This window comes from Pseudoalteromonas sp. OF5H-5 (assembly GCF_021530695.1).
Lineage (GTDB): Bacteria > Pseudomonadota > Gammaproteobacteria > Enterobacterales > Alteromonadaceae > Pseudoalteromonas.
The window spans coordinates 25,563-45,972 of record NZ_JAKGBF010000005.1; the positions used below are offsets into that span (position 1 = coordinate 25,563).

The following is a 20,410-nucleotide window of genomic DNA, read 5'->3' on the forward strand; positions in this document are numbered from 1 at the left end:
ACTCTATTGCTCAAGTCTTGCTAGGCTATATAACCAGACTCTCAAAGTGTAAGGATAGCAATGTTCACACCTCGCAAGTTAGCCGAAAATTATCGCGAACTGATAAGTAGTATCGGTTTCTACCCCTCTTTACTTGCAGTTGCATTTTTTATTTTCGCGCTTATAACCACGGCACTTGAATATGCAGCTCCTATCAGCAACTTTAAGGAGCTTATAGCGATTGTACTGGTCGACAGTGAAGAGAACGCACGAACCATCTTAAGCACGCTCGTGGGTAGTATCATCTCATTGACGGTATTTAGTTTTTCAATGGTGATGATTGTGCTGAATAATGCCAGCGCTGGGTTATCACCTAGAGTGTTGCCGGGTCTTATCACCAGAAAGTCACACCAGCTGGTATTGGGGTTTTATCTCGGCAGTATCATTTATGCCATCATTATGCTGATAAACATTCGTGGTGTGGGCTATGGTGAAACTGGGATCCCGGCGTTAGGGGTTTTATTTTCGCTGGTGTTTGGACTGATCTCATTAGGCTTTTTTGTATTTTTTATCCATTCAATCTCCCGCGCCATACAGGTCGATAATGTGCTAAATGACCTGTTTAACAACACCAAGAATGAGATGAAGAATATTATCACCAAACAGCAAGAGCAGCCTTTTGATAACTTTCCTGACTTTTCGAGTTGGCATAATTTACCCAGCACAGAAGAGGGATATTTTAAGGGAGTACACAGTGACAAACTGTGCGGGTTGTGCGAGCAACATGACTTAAAAATATATATTGCAGTTAAACAAGGGTTTTTTACCGTTAAAGGCTATCCGTTTCTTAAGTGTAATAAGGATCTTAGTGAAAATGAGGCGCTACAGGATGCGTTACTTGGCTGTTTTATTTTTTATGTTGAAGAGTACATCAGCGACCATTATCGCTATGGTTTAACACAAATCTCGGAGATTGCAGTGAAGGCCATGAGCCCAGGGATTAATGACCCCGGTACTGCGGTAAAGGCGATTGATATGCTGAGTATTTTACTTATCCAGCGTTTGGATATTTGCGATGTGAACTACTCCTTTAAACACGCTAAAAATGAGCCGCTTTTATATATTCACGAAGCGTCTTTTGATGAATTATTGCATGATAATTTTACGCCGATAAGAAACTATGCAAAGACCGATGGCTATGTCATGGTTAATGTGTTGGAAGCGTTTAAAAATATACTGTTTCGCTCAAGTGCGGATCAACAAGCGACGGCAAGTTTATTTAATTACTTAGAGGCCATCATCGACGATGTGCGCAATACCATCACTAATCCGTTTGACCGTCAACGGATCATTGAAATGCTCGAGGCCATTGAGAAAATTAATGGCGACAAAGGAGAAGCGCTTATTACTCAATTTACACGAGAATAAGCGCGAACCTTTTTAATTCAGCGCAAGCTTAGCAAGACCGGCGGCAATGGCAGAAAGAGAGAGTAGTCTCAGTAAAATGACGGCAATATCAGAGCTGCCGCCCGCAGACGTATTTCGATAAACTAAGGGATAGTCAAAAAATATAAGCAAGTAGAGTAAGTCAAAAAAACCGATCCGAGTGCCATTGAGTTCTACTTTTGTACCATCTTTTAATAAGATTTCGGCAAAGCATAAATTGGCCGTGGTTTTTATTCTTCCGCCTTTGCGGTCTTTTAATAGTAAGTAATGAAAGGTGATTTCAGTAATATCTTCTCTAGCAATTTTTTGCGTGCCAGTTACCTTTGTTTTTATTGCTTTGGGCGAAATGGTTAATTGGTTTTTCGACACGTCCATCACCCATTGAGAGCCAAAGCCAAATTTTTTGTACAGCATGACTCTTTTAGTGAAAAAGATAATTAAAAATGCGATTAAACAAGCAGGAAAGGCAAGGTAGCGAGGGTACTCGCCATCAATAAACGACGCTGTGATAGCCAAGGCGAAGACTAATAATGCAAATAAAAACTCAGCGCCACCGGAAAGCATGCCCAGCGCTGCGATAGATTTGAGTGATACTTGAGAGTCATCATTCAATTCATTTTTGTTTTTTAGAGTCACATATTTGAACCACACTTTATCCGTTAGTGATAAATCGAGTGTGTGTTTAGCTAACGACATAGGGCACCTCCTTGATATTAATAAAAGCAATGATCCTGATCCATTTATATCGTATTTCCGTGAAACTTGGAAATTTTTCAACTGGTTGCGTTGTGTTTTAACCAAGAGATTGATACTTTTTTGGTCATCAATTGGTACAATTGTGGGAACGCTTTTATGAAGCGGAATATATGATCCAAAAATTAAACAATCGCGATGCGTTGGTGGCGAGAGAGATTTTCAATGTATTTCAACGCTCATACAAAATAGAAGCAGAGTTAATTGGGGCGAGTTATTTTCCGCCTTTATCTCGAACGATAGAAGATATATGCGGTGCGACGAGTCACTTTTATGGATATTTTGAAAATCAAAATCTTGCTGCTGTCATTGAAATTGTCATTGTTGAGAAAACGCTAGAAATAGATAGCCTGACCGTTGATCCCAGTTATTTTCGCAAAGGGATTGCGGGTAAATTACTGCATTTTGTGTTAGCTGAGCTGGGTGCGGAGAAGGTAATAGTTGAAACAGCTAGCGCAAATATCCCCGCCATAGCGCTTTATCAAAAGTATGGATTTATTGAGTTTAAACGTTGGTTGCCCACACATGGAATAGAGAAGCTGGCGTTTGTATCAGTAATTAAACCCGCTCAATAATAACTCATCCTTAAGATGATAAAATGTACACAGTAAACTTTTTTTGCTATAAAAGGTACGAACTCTAAAAATAAATGTTACAACAGGCTAAGGAGAATTCGATGATTAAAGGATGTTTAATAGGCATATGCGGCTTAATTACACTCAATACAACAACCGCTTATGCAGAAGATATGGAAATGGATTTTATTAAAAATGAGGTTGAAATATCATTTCAGCAATATAAAGATGGCTCAATTGAAAGTGGAATCTATGCTCTAGAGTCGTTGGCTAGGCTTTTGAATCAAGCGGAGTCCTCAAGTGTTCGTGCTGAGTTGGGGCCCAATATTTTAGCATTTACTTACATCCGTATCGGATTATTGCACGAAAAGCTTGGAAACTCACTAACAGCTGAGCCGTTTTTCGCAGCAGCCCAGCAAAATCTTAGCAAAGAGTTTAGTGCAGAAAAAGTCACAGTTAATGAGCTAAAGTCGATGGTGAAACAACTCGATGAGATGTCCATTTAGTATTTGTGTAAATTGATTTGCCAATATTAAGTGAAAATATCATTAATGCTTAACTCTTAAACGTTATGTGTCAGAACACAGTGAAAGAGTTTTAATTTATTCTTTAATGTCATAGAGTTGACATACCTATGTCGCCTAAGTGGCGTAATCAGTAGGAAGGTCTCCGAGTATAGTTGAGCTAACTAATACAGGAGACCAATCATGGAAATGCAAATTAACAAACAACTTATAAAATCGAAAAGAGTAGAGCGGGCGTGGAGTCAATCCGAATTGGCACAGGTTTCTGGGCTAAGCCTGCGAACTATACAACGTATCGAAAAGTCAGGGACGGCATCGCTCGAGTCGATAAAAGCACTTGCTGCGGTTTATGAAGTTAAGGTGATAGAAATTCAACATCAGCCTAAGCTAAAAGGTGCCAAATTAACACGCAAAGCTGCGGCATTTTTTGCAGGTACTGCTGTGATGGCTGCAAGTGTTTTTACCTTAACGGCGTCAGCTAAGCCCGTGATGGTTGACCTTATGCTAACCTCTCAGGGACAAACGCTGGCTGATGTTCAGGTTTTGAATGACGAAGGCGCATTCAGCGAGATTGTATTTTCAGATAAGCTAAAAATTCGCCTCACCTCAAAAATTGAACAAGAAAACCAAGTGAAAATAGTGACCGAGATTTACAGCTTATCTTCTGAGGGTCAAGTTCTTATCGCTTCCCCTAGTGTTACGGTTCAACATCAAAAACAGGCTGAAGTACACTTTGATGATTATCAACTCTCGTTGTCACCAAATCTGTAATACAAAAAGCTCAGTAAGTTAAAGCAAACTTATTGAATTTTTTCCGATTATTGAAGCAAAGCAATAACCACACTAAACAAGTCAGTATAAATTGTCATGTAAACTTGATGTTACTCAACTTCTGGTATGTTATATTGTATCTAAAATGGTGCAAGGTTTATTTTATGATCACAATAACGGATGGACCACTTCATCTTTACCAAGTGGAGCAAGGTGGTATTTTGGTTACAGGCATTTTGGCCGAGCTTGACGTTTCAGTGTTACCTGAGCAAGCGATTCTGCCTCACGAGTCGGTTTCGGTTACCCATGCTATGGCGCTGAAAAAGCGTGTTCAGCTCGAGAAGTTGCTGTTACCCCCGTGTCTTTTGGTCGGAAAACTTAATTTGGACAAGGTGCGATGGCAAGCGGAATGTGTTGAAACTGCGCAGTGGCACAGTGATTGCGGTGAGTGTACTCATCGCCTCTATGCTGTTGAAAATCGTCACGTGCTACAAGAATTCAGACAGCAGATCGCAATGCACCAACAATGGCTAATTGCTGATGGACATCACAGGATGTTTGCTGCCAGCCAACGTCATGCGCCTCAATCTCGGATGATGGCATGGTTAGTTCCACAGCAAGATGCGGTGATAACGAGTTTCGCGGTGCAGGCATCTTACACACAAGCTGTAGATGTTACTAAATTCAAACAGCACCTTAGCGATTTTGATATTTGTGAATCCCTGGAGACTGAGGGCGATTATACTATTTGGTTGGGGAAAGCTGCTTTATGTTTTGCTCTCCAACGCGCGACAAGCGATTCTTATCTTATTCAGACCCAGTTGCGTAGAGCACTGCAGGCACTGCCAGCGTTTGAGGAGCTGTGGTCTAAAAATAAAGTTGAGCTAAGTGATGACGCTCATATTGTAACCGCCATCTGTCGCGCCCCCATAATTGAAGACATCTTTGCTGCTGCCAAAGCAGGCAAGTACTTTCCAGAAAAGTCGACCTTATTTACTCATAAGGCCGACAGCCAAGTACTTTACCATTTAAATCAGCAGGCAGCTTGTGCTTAAAAGCCCTCACAGAGGGCGATACTTACAACTGTTTAAAGGCTTCAAGCACCCTAAGGTTTTGCTCCGGCAGTCCGATGCTTACTCTTACAAAATGATCAAAACCTGATTCTAGCCATGGTTTTATCATTATTCCTTGTTGCAGCAGCAAAGATGCGACATGCGCAGACGGCTGCTTGACATCAATAAATAAAAAGTTGGCTAGACTTGGCGCGACAAAATAACCCAGCTCGGTGAGGGCGGCGCTGAGTTTTTCCCTTTCGCTATTTGTTTGCGTGACCGTGTCTACCAAATAGGAGGGATCTTGCAATACCGCAATCGCAGCAAGTTGTGCTAGTCGATTTACATTGTACGGTGTACGTACGCGGTGCAGATAATCCGCCAACTGGGCATTTGCCATTACGCCGTAGCCCACTCTAAGCCCTGCAAGACCATAGGCTTTGGAAAAAGTCCGTAATACCGCGTAGGGACGAGGCTGTGTTTGAAGTAGTGTTAAGCTATCGACAAACTGTTTATGGCCTTGGGCATATTCGCAGTACGCTTCATCAATGACGATAACCGTATTGAGCGGACAGGCATCAATGAGGCGCTGCAAATTATTGGCATCAAACGTACAACCTATGGGGTTGGATGGGTTAGCAAGCATAAGCATTTTTAAATCTGGGTGGCATGCGATAGCATCGAGCCAATCATCAATTCGATAGGACAAATCGCTTTGCATCGGCACTTCTAGGACCTTTGCCCCCATCATATTGGCGTAAATCCCATGAAGCGCAAAGGTAGGCTTGGCCACTAACACCTTATCGCCTTGACTGAGGAAAGCTTTACACAGCATTGAGAGTACATCCTCAGAGCCATTGCCGAGTACAATTTGTTCTCTGGCAACGTTAAGTTTAGTTGCCAGCTGCTCATTTAGCTCAGTGCATTGGCTGTCTGGATAGCAGCTAGCGGTATGCAGTTGTGCTTTAAAAGCATTAAGCGCAGCAGGACTTGGCCCTAAAGGGTTTTCATTCACTGAGAGGTTTATCATATTGGGGTGGAGATTACGCGCTGCTGCTTGCTCAATGGTTTGTCCTGCACCATAGGGCGGTAGTGCAATGACTTCCTTGCGGGCTGGGTTTGGCATTGTCGTTGTCATGCGTTTTGCTCCTTGAGTGATGTGGGCTCAAGTAAACGATTAGCCCTATGATTAAAAAGCCAAATCTCAGATAGCGCTGTGACCGCAAGTCCTAACATTAAGGCGTACCAAACGCCCAAAATACCCAAAGAGAAAAATTCTTGAAATAACCACGCACCGGGAAGACCAATGCACCAATAACCAATTAAAGACAGCATTAGGGTGCTTTTAACATCGCCAAGTCCACGCAGGATACCGAGCCCGATATTTTGCCACGCGTCAAAAAACTGCAAAAAGGCGGCAATAACGAGTAGCTCTATAGCGATAACAACGACATCGGAGTTTTGTAATTCTTCTGCACTTAAAAATGGCCGCAGTACAAATTCGGGTGAGAATAAATAGATTAAGGCGAAAACAGACATGACCACGGCACCGCAAATAATCCCCAAATTGCCGATGCGTTTTGCATGATGAAAGTCCCCCGCAGCATTGGCTTCGCTGATGTAAATAGAACAAGCAGATGAAATGCCAGCAGATACCATAAATACGATGTACACCATTTGGCTTACCACGTTGTGGGCGGCTAAGGCATTTACGCCGAGTGTTGCCACAAACAACGCAAGCACGGTGAAAAAACCAGCTTCAAGCCCGTAAGTTGCGCCAATTGGCACGCCCATTTTCCATGTTTTACTAAGTGCTTCACGGTCGGTTTGCCAAAACTTTATAGTGAGGTAGGGGCTTAGTACGTCATCGCGCTTGGCAAATAGTACAAACAGTAAAAACGATAAATACAGCACGATACACGTGGCGGCTGCAACCCCCACAAAGCCGAGTTGTGGTAGGCCAAACTGACCAAAAATTAGACCGTAATTGAGCACGATAGTGAGTACAACAGATACACCCGTTATTAACATCAATGGCCCTGGTCTTTTCAATCCAACACTAAAATGCCGCACGCTTTGAAACCAAAAACAGGGTAATAAGCCCAAAGCGACAACGGTTAAATATTGGGTCGTCAAATTGGCAATTGCCTCGGATGTACCGATAAACCTTAAAAATGGCTCTATGGCAAACATCGCGGCGGCGAATAGCAGACCCAAAAATGTTCCAATAAGCATGCTGGCGTTAAAAAGAGGAGTGATCTGATCTAGTTTAGCCTTGCCGATTGCATCAGATACCAAATTACCCGTTGCCGTGACTACGCCCGTTCCCATGGTTCTAAATTGATTAAAAATACCAATGGCGAGGCCGCCTGCAGCCAGTTCTAACGGGCTCAACATACCGAGCATGATAAGATCTATCGTTGCAATTGCCACGTAGAGCAGATTGGTCAGAATAAGCGGCCCTGCGAGCTGACTTACTTTAAAAATATCGGCGCGCGCTGAAGCTACCATAACGTTACTTCCTCCACGTTTTCTTGTGTGATGGCAAAGTCTGCAACCGCTCTTCCGAGTGCCACGTCAGTAATGATCATGCCGCTGTTATAGACAAAGATAATTTCATCAGGGTGGGTTCGTGCCGGCTTTTCACCATTTAGTATTTCCGTTAATGTCGCATCAACGGCGGGTAGCTTGTCGTTCTCGTCTAATAAATCGTCTCCGGTGACCTTCATTTGTTCTGCATCCGTTGTGAGCAATCTATCAGCTCGGTGTAGCACTGGCTTTTCGATCCCATAGCCAACTAAAATCACCACAGCGCCCGGTTTTAACCATTCATATTTAATGTTCTCTTTGGCGGATAACCCAGTAACGGCAAGGATCACATCGGCTTGTCTTACTGAAGCTTCTAAGTCTTGTGATACCGCAACTTGTCGCTGTGGGTGATGCTCCTTTAGTTTTTGCTGAACCGCTTCCAAACCTGCTTGATAGCTGCCGTGGACGGTTAAGTGTGTGAGTTGTGGTAATGCCGTGACGAGCATTGGTAAAGCGATTTGCCCTTGAACACCTGTTCCTACAACCAACGCATTTTTGGCATCTGAATGAACGGCATACTTTGCAAACAAGGCGGAGGTGGCTGATGTGCGCATAGGGCCTAGTTCTTTTACATCCATTAGGGCCACAGGGTGGCCTGTGGCATCATCGCAAAGGAAAATAAAGGAATAGAATTGATATTGGTTACGACTTCTGTCTGGGTCGTATTCATAGACCACCTTAAACCCTACGGTATTACTTGCGGCATCTCGGCCAGCCATACTATAGGCAATGGATCGACCATCTTGTGGCGTCATAATCACTTTGAGTGGGTTGGCAGAGTCAGGGTGGTGCAGTGAACGAAAGGCATTTTCCACCACCTCAATGACTTTACTATAGGGAAAATCAAGTTGCGCCAGTCGGGCTTCATTTAGTATCGGCAGAATAGTTTGTTGGGTCATGGTTAGGCTCTCGCGGCAGGTTTATATTGCGTTAATAGGTCATCGAGCTCTTGCTCGATGTTAATGTCGATAAGGTCGTGTTTTGCCATCCAATCATCATTGAATACCGTATCGAGATATTTCTCACCACCGTCACAAACGAGCACCACGAATAAGCTATCGGCGGGGGCGGTTTTTAACGCCTGTAGCGCTTCGTATATAACCCCACCTGCCGAGCCACCGACCATTAGGGCGTAGTGCTTGGCAAGGTATCTGGCGGTATTAAACGCTTGTTTGTCAGATACCTTCACGCCTTTGTCGATAAGTTCATACTCAATTACAGGACCTATCTCAGCGCCTTCCGGCGTCCCCGTTCCTGATTGATGATAATTCAGTCCTGGTCCACCGAAGATCACAGAACCCACAGGTTCAACCCCAATCGTTGTGAGTTGATGACAACCTAAATCCCGCAAAGCCCTTGTTGTGCCGCATAGCGACCCACCTGTGCCAACCGCACCAACAAGGTGACTAATGTGTTCACCAAGTTCATGAAAGACCTCTTGTGCAAGTCCTGTATAACCGCGGCTATTGGCAAAATTATTGTGCTGAGCGGTCCAAAATGCGCCTTGCTCTTTTGCCAGCTTTGCAGCCATTGCATCTCGAATATCAGTCGATAAGCTGTCGTCTCCGGCTTCGCTAACGCAGATCACTTCCGCGCCAAAAGCTTTCATATTGCTGATTTTCTCTTTTGCCGCATGGTTATCCACAAGAGCGGTAAAGCGATAGCCACGCTCCGCTGCAAGCAGCGCAAGACCAACGCCAGTATTGCCAGAGGTTGACTCAACGACCCAGCCCCCCGGCTTCAGTTGGCCACTGGCTTCTGCTTCATCTAACATAGACTTCGCCATTCGGATCTTCGCGCTACCTGTGGGGTTAAACTGCTCAAGTTTAAGATACAGTTTGCTACCGTTTGGTAGACTTAAAAACTGCATGAGTGGTGTATTACCAATGCTTTGCGATACCCTTAAATAAGGGGTTAGGTGCAATGTTGAGGCGAGCGAATGCTGCGCATTTATGTTCATAAATAGGCTCCTTTACGTTGTGTTGTCGGGTATTTTTTAGCTAAGTAATTGCCAAGAAAGTCTGTTGTGCTCCCACGTTACGGCGATTTTTCGTGGCAATGGCATAGAGTGAAATTCAGATTCATTCGAATCCATTTGATATCCTGCAGTGTTGAGGTAAACCATTAGGTCATCGCGCTGCGGTAGTTGCGACAAGGGAATAAACCGCCAGCTTATCATGTCGTTATCTAGGCAGGTTGCGCCGCCAAAAGCAACGCGATACGTTCCTTGTTTGCGGTTTGAATGTGCCGTGAGTAACAGCGGACTCGGCAAGTATTCGCTTTCAAACCACTGTTCTGACAGTGATAAGCTTGAGCCCGAAAGTGTGGCGATATGGCAGTCTGATGTGCCTAGGTGCGGCTTTGTCCCTTGCACTTTAAACAAGCTAATGCCAGCCTCGTCGAGCAGTGCGCGCCCAGGTTCAAGCATCAATGTAAGGTTCCTTTGGCGTAATGCCGCTAATGCGGTTTGTCCATGCGCGTTCTTCACTGCCAAAATAGCGTGTAAGGTGTCCGCAGGGCTTTGTTTGTTATGGTAGGGATAAAATCCTGCAAAGGTTTTATCTGCAAAAAAGCATTCAAAGTCCAAGGCTTGTTGCCACTGCTCATTCTGTAAGTAGGAGACGGGCAGGCCACCGCCAATATTCACTTTTGATGGCGACAGCCCCATTTGCTTGGCCTCGTCTATTGCACCGACTAAGGTATGGATACTCTCGCCACGTGCTTGTGGGCAGTACCCGCTTAAGTGGCAGCTAAATCCTTCTAAGCTTACCCATTCCTTGTATTCTCGGCACTGTGCTAATAGCGGCGTAAGCTGGCACAGCGAACTACCAAAGCGTGAGGCTTTAGTTGGTTGTGTTTGTAAACGCAGTAGCACTCGCGCTGGGCGCTTTCGCTGGCGGGCCAGTGTAATGATGGAGCTTAACTCAGCACTTGAATCTATGGCGACAAGTGCTTGATGCACAAGTGCTAAGCTAAGTAGTGCATCTGATTTATGCGGACCAGATACACCAATTTTTACACCTTGAATACCACCGCTTAGGGCGAGTTCAAACTCTTGCACACTAGCCACGTCTATTCCTATATCGTGATTGGACGCGACTTGAGTAAAACATTGGGCTTTGTTGGCTTTTTTGGCAAAATAAATCTCATGTTCAAGCCCGAGCTTTATTAAGTTAGCTTGCAGGGTTTCGATATTTTCCGCAAAACGCTGAGGAAACACTAAATGTAGCGGCGCTCCCAATGCTGCCGCCCATTCAAATAACTTGGCTTGGTGCTCCGATAGCAGGCTCTGCGTTTGCGGATGCAATTTTGCAGTGAAGGCATCACTCATACGACTAACACCTCTTTGTTGTTTGCACTGTCTATCTTGTTGACACGGCGTTTTGCTATAAGGAGCAGGCCGACGGCTAGTAGCAGCAACCAGATTAATGGCGTGTAGTTGTTCACTGGTGTGGCAAAGTCACTGCTAAATTGAGGAATATCAGCTAAGTCCGTGAGCGTTGGCTTTGCGCTACAACCCTCACAAGGAGCAAAGTCTCCTCTTTGGTTGGCTTTGGCAATTTCGTTGGCAAAGAAACCTTGTAGTGCTTGATGATGAGCTTCAACTTCCGCCATGAAGGCGTGATGACGTGCTAATCCATTGCCCGCTAAATCAACCAGCAGTGTTTGTGCGATGAGTGCGGGGGAGAGATACTGTAGCTTTTGTGCATTATGTTGCTGTGCTTGTTGCGCAGTTAAAAAGCGTAAATCTTGGGCTGTCATTGCGCGTTCAACAGAATTAATGGTGGCGATTTTTTTGGTTGCGTAATCGCTGGAACCACTGCCATTCTTCGCAAGTTCTGGATGATCTTGAAAATACTGAGCTAAGGTCTTTTCACTCGCTTTTTGGGCATCGTCGCTAGCGGCACGGAGGCTATCTATATAGTGAATTCGTGAAGGGGTTGGGTCAAGCAAAGCGATGCTGGTATTGACCAAAGCTGGAACCACAATCACTAAGGCAAGCCAACAGGTGACTAAGGTAGCTGCGTTGTTTGCTGCACTTTTGGCTCTGCTATTTACCCAAGCGGTTAAGGCAATCCAAAACCCAGAATAACATAGTGCGATAAGGTTATAGCTCAGCAGTTCAACCACCCCTAGCTGCTCTCGTATTGTTATTAAAAGCAGGCTACTAATACTTAAAAATGGCAGCACAATTAACGCGCTTCGCAGCAATAATTGATAGGTCAGAAGGCGGGTCGCACTGCCTCCTTGAAGCATCAGTAGTCTTAGCTGCCCATCTTGGCGTTCACTTGCCAAGGCATTAAAGCAAATGCCAATAATGAGCAATGGCAGTAAATAGACAATCACAAAACTTAAATCGAACTGGCCTAACAACAGAGATAGCGGATGAACATAGTCATATTGATGAACGATGTGCTGTTTTTCTTTGATTAGCATCTTAAAATAGTAAGGTAATACGTCGGCTTGCCCTGTTGCGATTGGCGACGTTGCAAGCGGGGTTTTGGTGGCGTAATTTTGCATTAAGTAAAAAGCCTGCCCGCGCAGGTCGTATGGGTCTTCCCACCATTTATAGTCTGCTGTACTGGCGAGTCTTTCGGGTAATCCAGCTTTGGCATCTTGGATGGCCTGTTGCTGCATTTGCTGTGCGGCAAGTACCACGTCATGCTGTTTTTTAGCAAAGTAATGGGCGTTAAAAAATGCCACTAGTGCAAGCATGGTAGTGGTCACAAACAGCGCGAGTACGAGTTTTTCTCGCCAGAGGTTTTTAAACTCAGTAGCTAACATTAAGCGTTTCATCTTTGCTCCTCCAAGCGCAGTTTTTTAATCGAGAAGAAACTCAATAACACCAGCGCAATCAACCAAAAGCTCAGGCTAAACAGGCTTATAACGTAGTGAGGCAGGTAACGAATGAAATTGGGGTATTGGAATGCGAACTTTGGGATCTGCTGCCATAATTCCTCGCCCGCGGTGTAATGTCCGTCCGCCTTGTGACCGTGATCTCTTTGATTAAAGTTAAGCACCTCTTGCATCAGGCGGCGGTGCTGCTCTGCCGCATTCTCAAATGCTTGCTGGTGGGTAAAGTCGCTGGCGGCGGTGGCCATCGACAGCGTTTGTATCGCGATAAACGGCGTTAACATTCCTGCAAGTTGATAGCTTTGTGATTGCGCTTCTAGTTGAGCTAAACGCGCTGAAAATAAGCGGTCAAAGATTTTATCTGCGTATTGTTCACCAAATTGGAGTTGCGCTCCGGCATAGTCAAAGGGCAAGTCTTCCACATTGCTGACTCCATATTGAGTCAATGTTTGCTGTTTGAACTTTGCGATTGCTTCAACTCGTGCTTCGGTATAAACCTCACTTTCAAGCTTTGCTTGAAACGCTTGACCTGAACCTTGCGGATGAATGGTGGTTGCGATATTCATCGCCAGTTTTGGTAGTAAAAGTGTTGTAAGGGCCCAAATGGTTAATAGCGCTATCAATGCGCGCCTTGCCGTTGGAAGTAAACTTGAAAGCGTGGTGGTGAGTAACGACCAAAGCAATAAGTAAACCAAATAAAATAGTAAAAATAGTCCACTTCTGAGTGTATGAGGCTCCGCGCTTGTTACTTGGCTATAAAGTAAAAAAAGCGCGACAGGCAATAAAAATAAGCAAGAAATAGCAAAAAGCAGCGCACATTTGGCGATAAACAACTTAGCTGGGCTTGCGCCCGATGCGAGCAGTTGTTTTAAGGTGCCTTGCTCACGCTCTCGGGCAAGTAGTGGGTAGCCAATTAATATAATCAATAGCGGTAGTAACACTTGCAGCACAAAGGCGGGTGATAAGCTACCAAAACGTGACATCGGCAAGTTATCTTGCGCACTTCTAAACATGCTATCGTTGCGAATATGAGCCTCAAGTCTCAACACATTCCCTTGATATGCTTGTAATCCTGCGTCGAGTGCGGCCAGTGGGGTAGTGGGTTTGACCACGTAAATACCGTAGTGGGCGGCGGAGTGAGGGCCTTTTTCACCTTGATTTAACCAGCGTAATTGCTCTGATTGAGACACCTCAATAACGGCTTGCTGATAGCTTTGGTGGCTTTTAAAACCGGTCAAGCAGGCAAGCAAGAGCAGCAATACTGCAATGCCTCCAAGCCAAAGCGCTTGTCCCTGCCGCTTGGTATCGAGCCATTCCTTTTTTAATGTCGTTTGAAACATCAGACACCCACCTTGATATGTTTGAGGTAAACGGATTCAAGTTGGACTTCTTGCAGTTGTTCATAGACTAAGGTATCGACTAATTGCCCTTGATTGATAATTGCCACGCGATGGGCATCTTCTTGAGCACGGTATAAGTCGTGGGTCGCCATTAAAATCGCGACGCCTTGCTTTGCTAATGACTGAATGAGCTGGCTAAATTCATGGCTGGCTGAAGGATCAAGACCTGATGTAGGCTCATCTAAGATCAATGCCTTGGCTTGTTTTGCGAGGGCAATGGCTATGCCCACTTTTTGTCGCATCCCTTTTGAATAGGTTGCAACGGGTTTGTCTACAGCGTGACTTGGCAGTTTTACTTCACTGAGCAGTGTGCGAAAGGCCTCGTCGGTCTTTTCTATGCTGGCCATTTTGCTGAAATACGCGAGATTCTCAAGTCCGCTAAGTCGTGGATAGAGCGCGACTTGTTCAGGAATATAAGCCAGTTGCTGCCTTGCCGTTACTACGTCATGTTGTGGATTAATTCCAGCGATGGTGATTTCCCCGGCATCCGGTTGTAAAAAGCCCAGTAAGCAATTAATCGTGGTGGTTTTACCTGCACCATTTGGGCCTAGCAGCGCTAGAATTTCACCTTGATGTACGCTCAAGTTTAATCCCTGTAACGCTTGGTATTCACCAAAGCGCTTTTGCAGGTTATTGATTTGAATAACAGGTGTAGTCATGAATTATCCTTAAAAGCTCACGCTTAATGAGGCGATAAAGGTGCGGCCACGACCGGGAGCGACTCCCCAGTCTATGCCTTTGGCACCGCCAGATAGCCAATATTCTTTGTCGAACAGGTTTTCGGCCTTGAGTCGTAGCGTGGTGTTAATGTCAGTAAAGTGGTATTTAGCGCCTAAGTCGAAGCGCGTGTAGGCTGGTAGCTTTAGCGTGTTATTGACGTTTTGTTCGCGCTCACCAACATGGAAAATACCCGCATTGATGCTTAACGCCTCCCAAAATGGCAGCTGATAGTCGACATAGAGATTTGCTTGAAATTCAGGCACATTGGCTGGGGTGTTGCCATTAAGCGCGGGCTCGCCGTCGAGCTTATCTAAGCTGGGGTCCATCAAGGTGATGGATGCTACGGTTGCAAGACCGTGAGCCAATGAACCACTAGCATTGAGCTCAATACCTTTATGTGACTGGACACCGTCTTGCACGAAAAAGTTAGTAATGTGATTGTGGTACTCCAACATTTTTTCTATTTCGAAGACGGCTATCGAGTAGTTCATGGTGTCCGTTTGGTATTTTATGCCAGCTTCAATTTGTTCGCTTTCTTGTGGGCCGAGTGATTCGCCCTCGTTTATTGCACCGCTGCCGATGACTGCAACGCCGCCTTCCCCCGCGCCTTCTGAGTAACTGGCATAAAACGCGAGCTGATCGCTTGGGTTGTAGTTAAGACCTATGATGGGGGTATTAAAAGTTCGGTCGTCTAGCGTGGTTTTAGTTTGGCCAGGTAGAGTTTGCTCTTTTTTGTATTGAATATGACGCAGCCCTAAGGTGGCATAAAATACATCGTTAAAGTGCAAGGTATCTGTGATAAATAACGCGCTTTCAGAGGCTTCAGTTTTGGTTGGTTCTGGATAATCAGGGAACTGCGGTTTACTGCTATGAATTGGATTGAAAATATTGCCAACGGGGTTGGTTAACTCAAACCAACGCCCATCCTTTGACTCATAATCACGAATACTAACGCCGACGACTAGCTCATGTTCAATTGCAGCGGTGGTAAGTTGACCGCTGACAAAACTATGTGCGGAGAGTGTGTCATACGTTTCGTCTGGGGTAATGTGGATAGCGGCAGACAGCACATTACCTTGTGTATCAACCGAGTAGATATCAGGAAAAACGGTAAACCTGTCATTACCAGAAAGCGCAGCTTGGTTTACCCATTGCCAGGAGTCGTTCAACCAAAAATCAGCACGTGCGGCAAGGTTATATGACTCGGTTTGATACTTTGCCCAAGGTTGTCCGAGCAAGACATCACTGGTGTCGACATAGGGCGGTAATATTTTACGGTCAGGATCATTGGGGTCGCTGGCAAGTCCTATCAAAGGCTGTGATACAGTGCTTTTGTCTTGGTAATCGCCGTCTAACCGGATAAATAGGCGGTCTGAGACTTGCCAATCCAGTGCTGCACTAAAGAAATAGCGCTCTAAGTCATCACCACCGGTAAAGTCACCGTTTTTCTCTGCTGCGGCATTAATACGATAGCCGAGCGTTTGCTCTTCGGAAATTGGCCCACCGAGGTCGATGTGTAAATACTTTCCTCCACGGCTACGTACTTCTGTTGTGACATCCAAAAAGGCGTCCATGGTAGGGCGCTTTGTCACATAGTTGATGGTACCGCCGGGGTTGTTAAAGCCTGATACGAGACTTGACGGGCCTTTAACGATATCAATGCGCTGAATATTCTCTAGCGGTACATCTTGGTAGGGGGCAAGCGCTAAACCGTCGCGTCTTAGACCGTTAGTCCAATCTAGTTGAAAGCCACGCAGACTCACAAAGTCGAAAACCGTACCAATTGAGGTGTTTTGAACAGAAGCATCGTTGGCAAGCACTTCGCCTAGCGTTTTTACTCTTTGATTGCTGATCAGTTCTTCAGAAAATGATTGAATGGAAATAGGAAGAAGCTGTGGATCTTTCATCCCCAACGCCGAAGCGTTCACGTCTCTTGTGCTGTAAAGAGGCGCGCGAGTGCCATGCACATCAATTGTTTCAATGGATTGTTCGGCAACACTAAGTGAAGAATATAAGCTACTAAGCACGCTAACTGTCAGGAGTGACCTTGTCATTTTGTTATTCCAACTGCAAAAACGAATGTGAAAAGAACCATCATTTATTTGATACAAATGATTATTTTTAAAAATGTTATAACGTAACGATCTTAATCATGTTTTTGCGTGCTTGAAAAGAGGGGAGTTATTGCCAAAAGGTTATCCTCGGTGATTTTTGTTGTGAAAAGTGAAATTAATGTAGGTCGTTCAAAGTACCGGCTTTACGTGTTGAAAAAGTATAAATCTCAACAAGTATTATTTTTACAAATAAAAATCGTTCTCATTAATTTGTTTTTAAAGCGGGTGAGTTGATTTTTTGTTGTGAATTTTTGTATAAAAAACAATGTGAAAGTTTGTAAATGGTTTGCGTGTTATTCAGTACATCGAGCTTAATCTCACTGAATAACGCTGAATATATGCTCAGAGAAGTGCTTGCTGCTTGATAAAGGTAACGAGTTTCTCAGCAATGTCTTGATGCTCTGAAGCGGTTGGATGCCACACACAGCCTTCTAATGGTGAGTCGAATGTATGACTGTATAGTTTACTGATATCTTGCTGATTAAGCTTTGCAATTGCATCGTGAGTTGCTGGAATAATAAAATTATATGGATATGCCGGACGAGGCATATAAATAATGGGGACTGCAGGATATCTTGCACGCAGCTGTTTGGTGAAAACGACCATCGTTTTTACCCACTGCGTTTTGACTTCATCAATAGTTTGCCAAGGCTCTGCAGGGGTTGGATCGGTACTAAAGTCATTGGTGCCTACTTCAATGACGATAAGCTGTGGAAACTTCTCTTCAAAGTCAGTGTTGTCGGTAAATACTGCTGACATTTTGTCGTAGTAACTACGCAACGTATGATGTGGTTGATTGCCGCCCCAATTTCGAATTAAGCCTAAACCTGAGTATGAAACTTGGGTAAAACTGGCTCCCAGCTGTTGCGCGCTCATATACGGAAATGCTTTACGCGCGTTACTTAAATCAAGAATTTCACTCCATTCACACTGTCTTTGAGTGGACTCACTGCCAAAGCCTGCGCTAATTGAATCGCCAATAAATAAGATATGGGGCTGTGGCTGCTGGATTGAGTCTAATTTTCCGTCCACATCAACACTTAGGATCTGGGTATTGTGGTCATAGTGCTCCCAGCGTTTAACGAGTTCAATTGTGACGGTTTCTGTCTTTGTACTTTCAAATAGCGTGAAGGTCTCCGCAACACCATTGGCGTTGGTCTTTAGCTTTTTTGTAAATTTGCCATCAATCAATACATCGAATTGATCGCCATAGCCCATCAACTCGATATGAAAGGCACGACCAGTGAGCTTGGTATGCAGCTGGCTACCCGGCCAATTAAAACTCACACTGCCATCGGCATAGTTTTTACTGACGCGTCCTTCATAATGAATCGCATGATGGGTCGCTGCGTGATTTGCGGCACTGGCTACGCTTCCAGAAGCTAATAAAGCCACCGTAACTAACGTTTTTAACATGTTGTATTCCTTGTAGGGTTATTCATTGAATAATGTAACTGGTTTAAATAGGTTGTGAGTTAATTTGGGCTTGAAAAGTATTCACTTAACAAAGGAGAAAATAGAATATATCACTGGCAGGAAGAGAGTCGCTCAGGTACATTACTCTATGTAATCAGGTTAAGGAGAAGTAGCTGATGACGATTGTAGAACAGATAGTTGCTAGAGATATTGAAGCGGTTATTGTATATGAATCAGAGCAGGTGATTGCGTTTGCCGATCACGACCCCATAAACTTTGGCCATATCTTAATTTGCCCCAAATCCCCTTATGAAACGCTTCTTCAGGTCCCTGAATCCATACTGGCTGAAATCCACCGCGTTGCGCGTGACCTTTATGTGCGAATTGAGCGTAAATTTTCCCCAGATGGGATTACGCTGGTGCAAAACAACGGGCATTTTAACGAATTGAGCCACTATCACCTGCATATTTTCCCCCGCTATAAGCGAGATAGTTTTGCGTTTGGACGCGATGGGCTCAATATTAAACCTCAAGAGGTTTTGCGTACCTCACTTGAGGGGTTATAGATGCTCGGGGAAGTATTAATTAAGGTTGTTGTAACGCTATTACTTTGTATGTCACTCGTCTGGACTTTGTTGCCTTGGGCGTTTGGGTTATTAAATTTCCAAAACAAACATGGCTACCCACTCTACAACATTGGCCGAGTGTGCTGGTGGGTAATGGTTGCTATGCATCCCGTATTTGCTATTGGCATTTGGTTTTTCGATGCCAGTTTAAGTAAGTTAATATTTAGCCTAGCGGCAATGCATTGCTTTTTTGGGATAATGTTTGCCAGAAATGTAAGCACGCAATAAATCAAAAGGTCATAAGTGAAGATTAACATCAATGCGATTCAGGGCGAGGATGCGGATGCCATCGAAAGGTTAATGCGTGAAGTCTCAGAGGCTGACGTCTTACCGAATTTTTCGCAGCTTGGCAAAGACACTTATCTAAACGAAATAATACCTGAAGTAACTCAAGTCATGTGCAACGCCAACTTTGTCGGTGCCAAGGCGTTGATAAACGGTGAGCTGATCGGGTTTGCTTTATTAAGAGACGGTAACTACCTCACCCATTTATTTGTTGCTAAGTCAGCTCAAGGTAAAGGGGTTGGCCGGCAGTTATTAGATACTGTGTTAGCGAGTACATCCGCAGCTCAAATCTCGCTATGTTCATCGCTTAATGCAGCATCGTTTTATCTTGCGCTAGGTTTTCAGGCGACAGGGCAAGAAGCACAGAAAAACGGTATTAGATTTGTTCCAATGAAGTTGGACCGAACTTAAGCAAGGATATTTTATGACATTTCCAATTAACGGCTCGTGCCAATGTGGTGAAGTAAGCTACACGTTAAAAGCAGCACCTAAAATGGTGGTCGCCTGTCATTGTAAGGCTTGCCAAAAACTGTCAACCAGCGCATTTAGCATTACAGCCATTGTTGATAAAGACGATATTGAATTTTCGGGTCCGATGAAGGAATGGCGACGCCCTGCTGACAGCGGTAACGTTAGCGGAGCTAAGTTTTGCCCAACTTGCGGCAATCGCATTTACCACTTTAATCCAGCAGAGCCGAATTCAATTAAACTCAAACCAAGTAATTTGGACGATACTCGCCTTATTCAACCGACGGCCCATGCATGGGTTAGTGAAAAGCAAGACTGGTATACCATCCCAGAGGGCGTCATCGTATTTGATAAACAGCCTTAGCCTGCTCTGATGTGTTCAACGTCAATTATTAAGCAAGTGATCGCGAAGGAGTGTGCGCTTCACCGCAAAGAAAATAGGCATAATATGGCGCTGTGTCGCGAACTCCTTCACCCTCAATTTATTGAGGTTGGACGCTCTGGAAGCCAATATAACTTAGGCCAGATCCTATGCTTAATGAATGAAGAAGAATGGCCAGATGGGGAGGTAGTAGCAGAGCAGTTTCACTGTGCTTATATGAATAGTGACGCTTTGCTTCTTACTTATCGCTCCGCATGGCGGAACACTGATGGCACGCTTTCAGAGCATGCCTATCGATCATCTTTATGGGTCGAGCAAAATGATAAGTGGCAGTTGTTACATCATCAGGGTACGCCTACCAGTTTATTTTAGTGCTGTTTTTACGACATAGGTTGGGTTGTAAAAAATCACAAAAGTAAATTTTAAGTAATTGAAAATGCGACTACACTAAATCGA

The 20,410-nt window shown here is 44.5% G+C and carries 21 protein-coding genes; 10 read left to right on the plus strand and 11 right to left on the minus strand.

The genetic code is table 11. From position 1 onward, the window contains the following. Positions 1 to 60 precede the first annotated feature (60 nt). The gene (locus L1271_RS08690; protein ID WP_235367589.1) at positions 61 to 1,407 is read left to right on the plus strand and encodes a DUF2254 domain-containing protein; all 1,347 of its coding nucleotides are present in this window, start codon (positions 61 to 63) and stop codon (positions 1,405 to 1,407) included. Positions 1,408 to 1,419: 12 nt separating this feature from the next. Here the strand turns inward: L1271_RS08690 and L1271_RS08695 are convergent, their stop codons facing one another. Continuing rightward, entirely contained in the window at positions 1,420 to 2,121 is a 702-nt protein-coding gene (locus L1271_RS08695; protein ID WP_235367590.1) for a hypothetical protein, read from the minus strand. Positions 2,122 to 2,291: 170 nt separating this feature from the next. Between L1271_RS08695 and L1271_RS08700 the strand changes: the two genes are divergently transcribed. The 4 genes from L1271_RS08700 (at position 2,292) to L1271_RS08715 (ending at position 5,103) form a co-directional block, all read left to right on the plus strand. Next, positions 2,292 to 2,753 carry a GNAT family N-acetyltransferase gene (locus L1271_RS08700; RefSeq protein WP_235367591.1) on the plus strand — a complete coding sequence of 154 codons (462 nt, stop codon included), beginning with the start codon at positions 2,292 to 2,294 and terminating at the stop codon, positions 2,751 to 2,753. Positions 2,754 to 2,854: 101 nt separating this feature from the next. After that, entirely contained in the window at positions 2,855 to 3,259 is a 405-nt protein-coding gene (locus L1271_RS08705; protein ID WP_010605168.1) for a hypothetical protein, read from the plus strand. 201 nt (positions 3,260 to 3,460) lie between these two features. Next, positions 3,461 to 4,048 carry a helix-turn-helix transcriptional regulator gene (locus L1271_RS08710; RefSeq protein ID WP_102057064.1) on the plus strand — a complete coding sequence of 196 codons (588 nt, stop codon included), beginning with the start codon at positions 3,461 to 3,463 and terminating at the stop codon, positions 4,046 to 4,048. A 164-nt stretch (positions 4,049 to 4,212) separates the two neighbouring features. Further along, positions 4,213 to 5,103, plus strand: coding sequence for a DUF1015 family protein (locus L1271_RS08715; RefSeq protein WP_235367593.1), 891 nt, complete (start codon positions 4,213 to 4,215; stop codon positions 5,101 to 5,103). 22 nt (positions 5,104 to 5,125) lie between these two features. Here the strand turns inward: L1271_RS08715 and hisC are convergent, their stop codons facing one another. The 10 genes from hisC to L1271_RS08765 form a co-directional block, all read right to left on the minus strand. Continuing rightward, positions 5,126 to 6,238, minus strand: coding sequence for a histidinol-phosphate transaminase (gene hisC / locus L1271_RS08720; RefSeq protein ID WP_235367594.1), 1,113 nt, complete (start codon positions 6,236 to 6,238; stop codon positions 5,126 to 5,128). Next, positions 6,235 to 7,611 carry an MATE family efflux transporter gene (locus L1271_RS08725; RefSeq protein ID WP_235367595.1) on the minus strand — a complete coding sequence of 459 codons (1,377 nt, stop codon included), beginning with the start codon at positions 7,609 to 7,611 and terminating at the stop codon, positions 6,235 to 6,237. The genes hisC and L1271_RS08725 overlap by 4 nt, the downstream gene beginning before the upstream one ends. Further along, positions 7,605 to 8,588 (minus strand): ornithine cyclodeaminase, encoded by a 984-nt coding sequence (locus tag L1271_RS08730; RefSeq protein ID WP_235367597.1) that lies wholly within the window; start codon positions 8,586 to 8,588, stop codon positions 7,605 to 7,607. Before L1271_RS08730 ends, L1271_RS08725 begins: the two co-directional genes overlap by 7 nt. Before the next feature lie 2 nt (positions 8,589 to 8,590). Beyond that, complete coding sequence (locus tag L1271_RS08735; protein WP_235367598.1) at positions 8,591 to 9,649, minus strand: cysteine synthase family protein; 1,059 nt, start codon at positions 9,647 to 9,649, stop codon at positions 8,591 to 8,593. Between the two features lie 36 nt (positions 9,650 to 9,685). Beyond that, positions 9,686 to 11,020 (minus strand): alanine racemase, encoded by a 1,335-nt coding sequence (locus L1271_RS08740; protein ID WP_010605161.1) that lies wholly within the window; start codon positions 11,018 to 11,020, stop codon positions 9,686 to 9,688. Next, positions 11,017 to 12,486: a DUF3526 domain-containing protein gene (locus tag L1271_RS08745; RefSeq protein ID WP_102057058.1), complete on the minus strand. Its 1,470-nt coding sequence runs from the start codon at positions 12,484 to 12,486 to the stop codon at positions 11,017 to 11,019. Before L1271_RS08745 ends, L1271_RS08740 begins: the two co-directional genes overlap by 4 nt. Further along, on the minus strand, positions 12,483 to 13,883 hold the full coding sequence (locus L1271_RS08750; protein WP_235367599.1) for a DUF3526 domain-containing protein: 1,401 nt from the start codon (positions 13,881 to 13,883) through the stop codon (positions 12,483 to 12,485). The genes L1271_RS08745 and L1271_RS08750 overlap by 4 nt, the downstream gene beginning before the upstream one ends. Continuing rightward, on the minus strand, positions 13,883 to 14,602 hold the full coding sequence (locus L1271_RS08755; protein ID WP_039497249.1) for an ABC transporter ATP-binding protein: 720 nt from the start codon (positions 14,600 to 14,602) through the stop codon (positions 13,883 to 13,885). Before L1271_RS08755 ends, L1271_RS08750 begins: the two co-directional genes overlap by 1 nt. Before the next feature lie 9 nt (positions 14,603 to 14,611). Then, the gene (locus L1271_RS08760) at positions 14,612 to 16,717 is read right to left on the minus strand and encodes a TonB-dependent siderophore receptor (RefSeq protein ID WP_235367601.1); all 2,106 of its coding nucleotides are present in this window, start codon (positions 16,715 to 16,717) and stop codon (positions 14,612 to 14,614) included. 402 nt (positions 16,718 to 17,119) lie between these two features. Next, the gene (locus L1271_RS08765; RefSeq protein WP_235367602.1) at positions 17,120 to 18,193 is read right to left on the minus strand and encodes an SGNH/GDSL hydrolase family protein; all 1,074 of its coding nucleotides are present in this window, start codon (positions 18,191 to 18,193) and stop codon (positions 17,120 to 17,122) included. A 176-nt stretch (positions 18,194 to 18,369) separates the two neighbouring features. Between L1271_RS08765 and L1271_RS08770 the strand changes: the two genes are divergently transcribed. Genes L1271_RS08770 through L1271_RS08790 form a run of 5 tightly spaced genes read left to right on the plus strand, consistent with a single transcriptional unit; the run spans position 18,370 to position 20,326 of the window. Continuing rightward, positions 18,370 to 18,759 carry an HIT family protein gene (locus tag L1271_RS08770; RefSeq protein WP_010605155.1) on the plus strand — a complete coding sequence of 130 codons (390 nt, stop codon included), beginning with the start codon at positions 18,370 to 18,372 and terminating at the stop codon, positions 18,757 to 18,759. Then, a complete protein-coding gene (locus L1271_RS08775) occupies positions 18,760 to 19,047 on the plus strand; it encodes a hypothetical protein (RefSeq protein WP_010605154.1) in 288 nt (95 codons plus the stop codon). A 15-nt stretch (positions 19,048 to 19,062) separates the two neighbouring features. After that, positions 19,063 to 19,515: a GNAT family N-acetyltransferase gene (locus tag L1271_RS08780; RefSeq protein ID WP_102057054.1), complete on the plus strand. Its 453-nt coding sequence runs from the start codon at positions 19,063 to 19,065 to the stop codon at positions 19,513 to 19,515. Positions 19,516 to 19,528: 13 nt separating this feature from the next. Beyond that, positions 19,529 to 19,936 (plus strand): GFA family protein, encoded by a 408-nt coding sequence (locus tag L1271_RS08785; protein WP_010605152.1) that lies wholly within the window; start codon positions 19,529 to 19,531, stop codon positions 19,934 to 19,936. A gap of 9 nt (positions 19,937 to 19,945) precedes the next feature. Beyond that, positions 19,946 to 20,326, plus strand: coding sequence for a nuclear transport factor 2 family protein (locus tag L1271_RS08790; RefSeq protein ID WP_102057052.1), 381 nt, complete (start codon positions 19,946 to 19,948; stop codon positions 20,324 to 20,326). Positions 20,327 to 20,410: the final 84 nt, after the last annotated feature.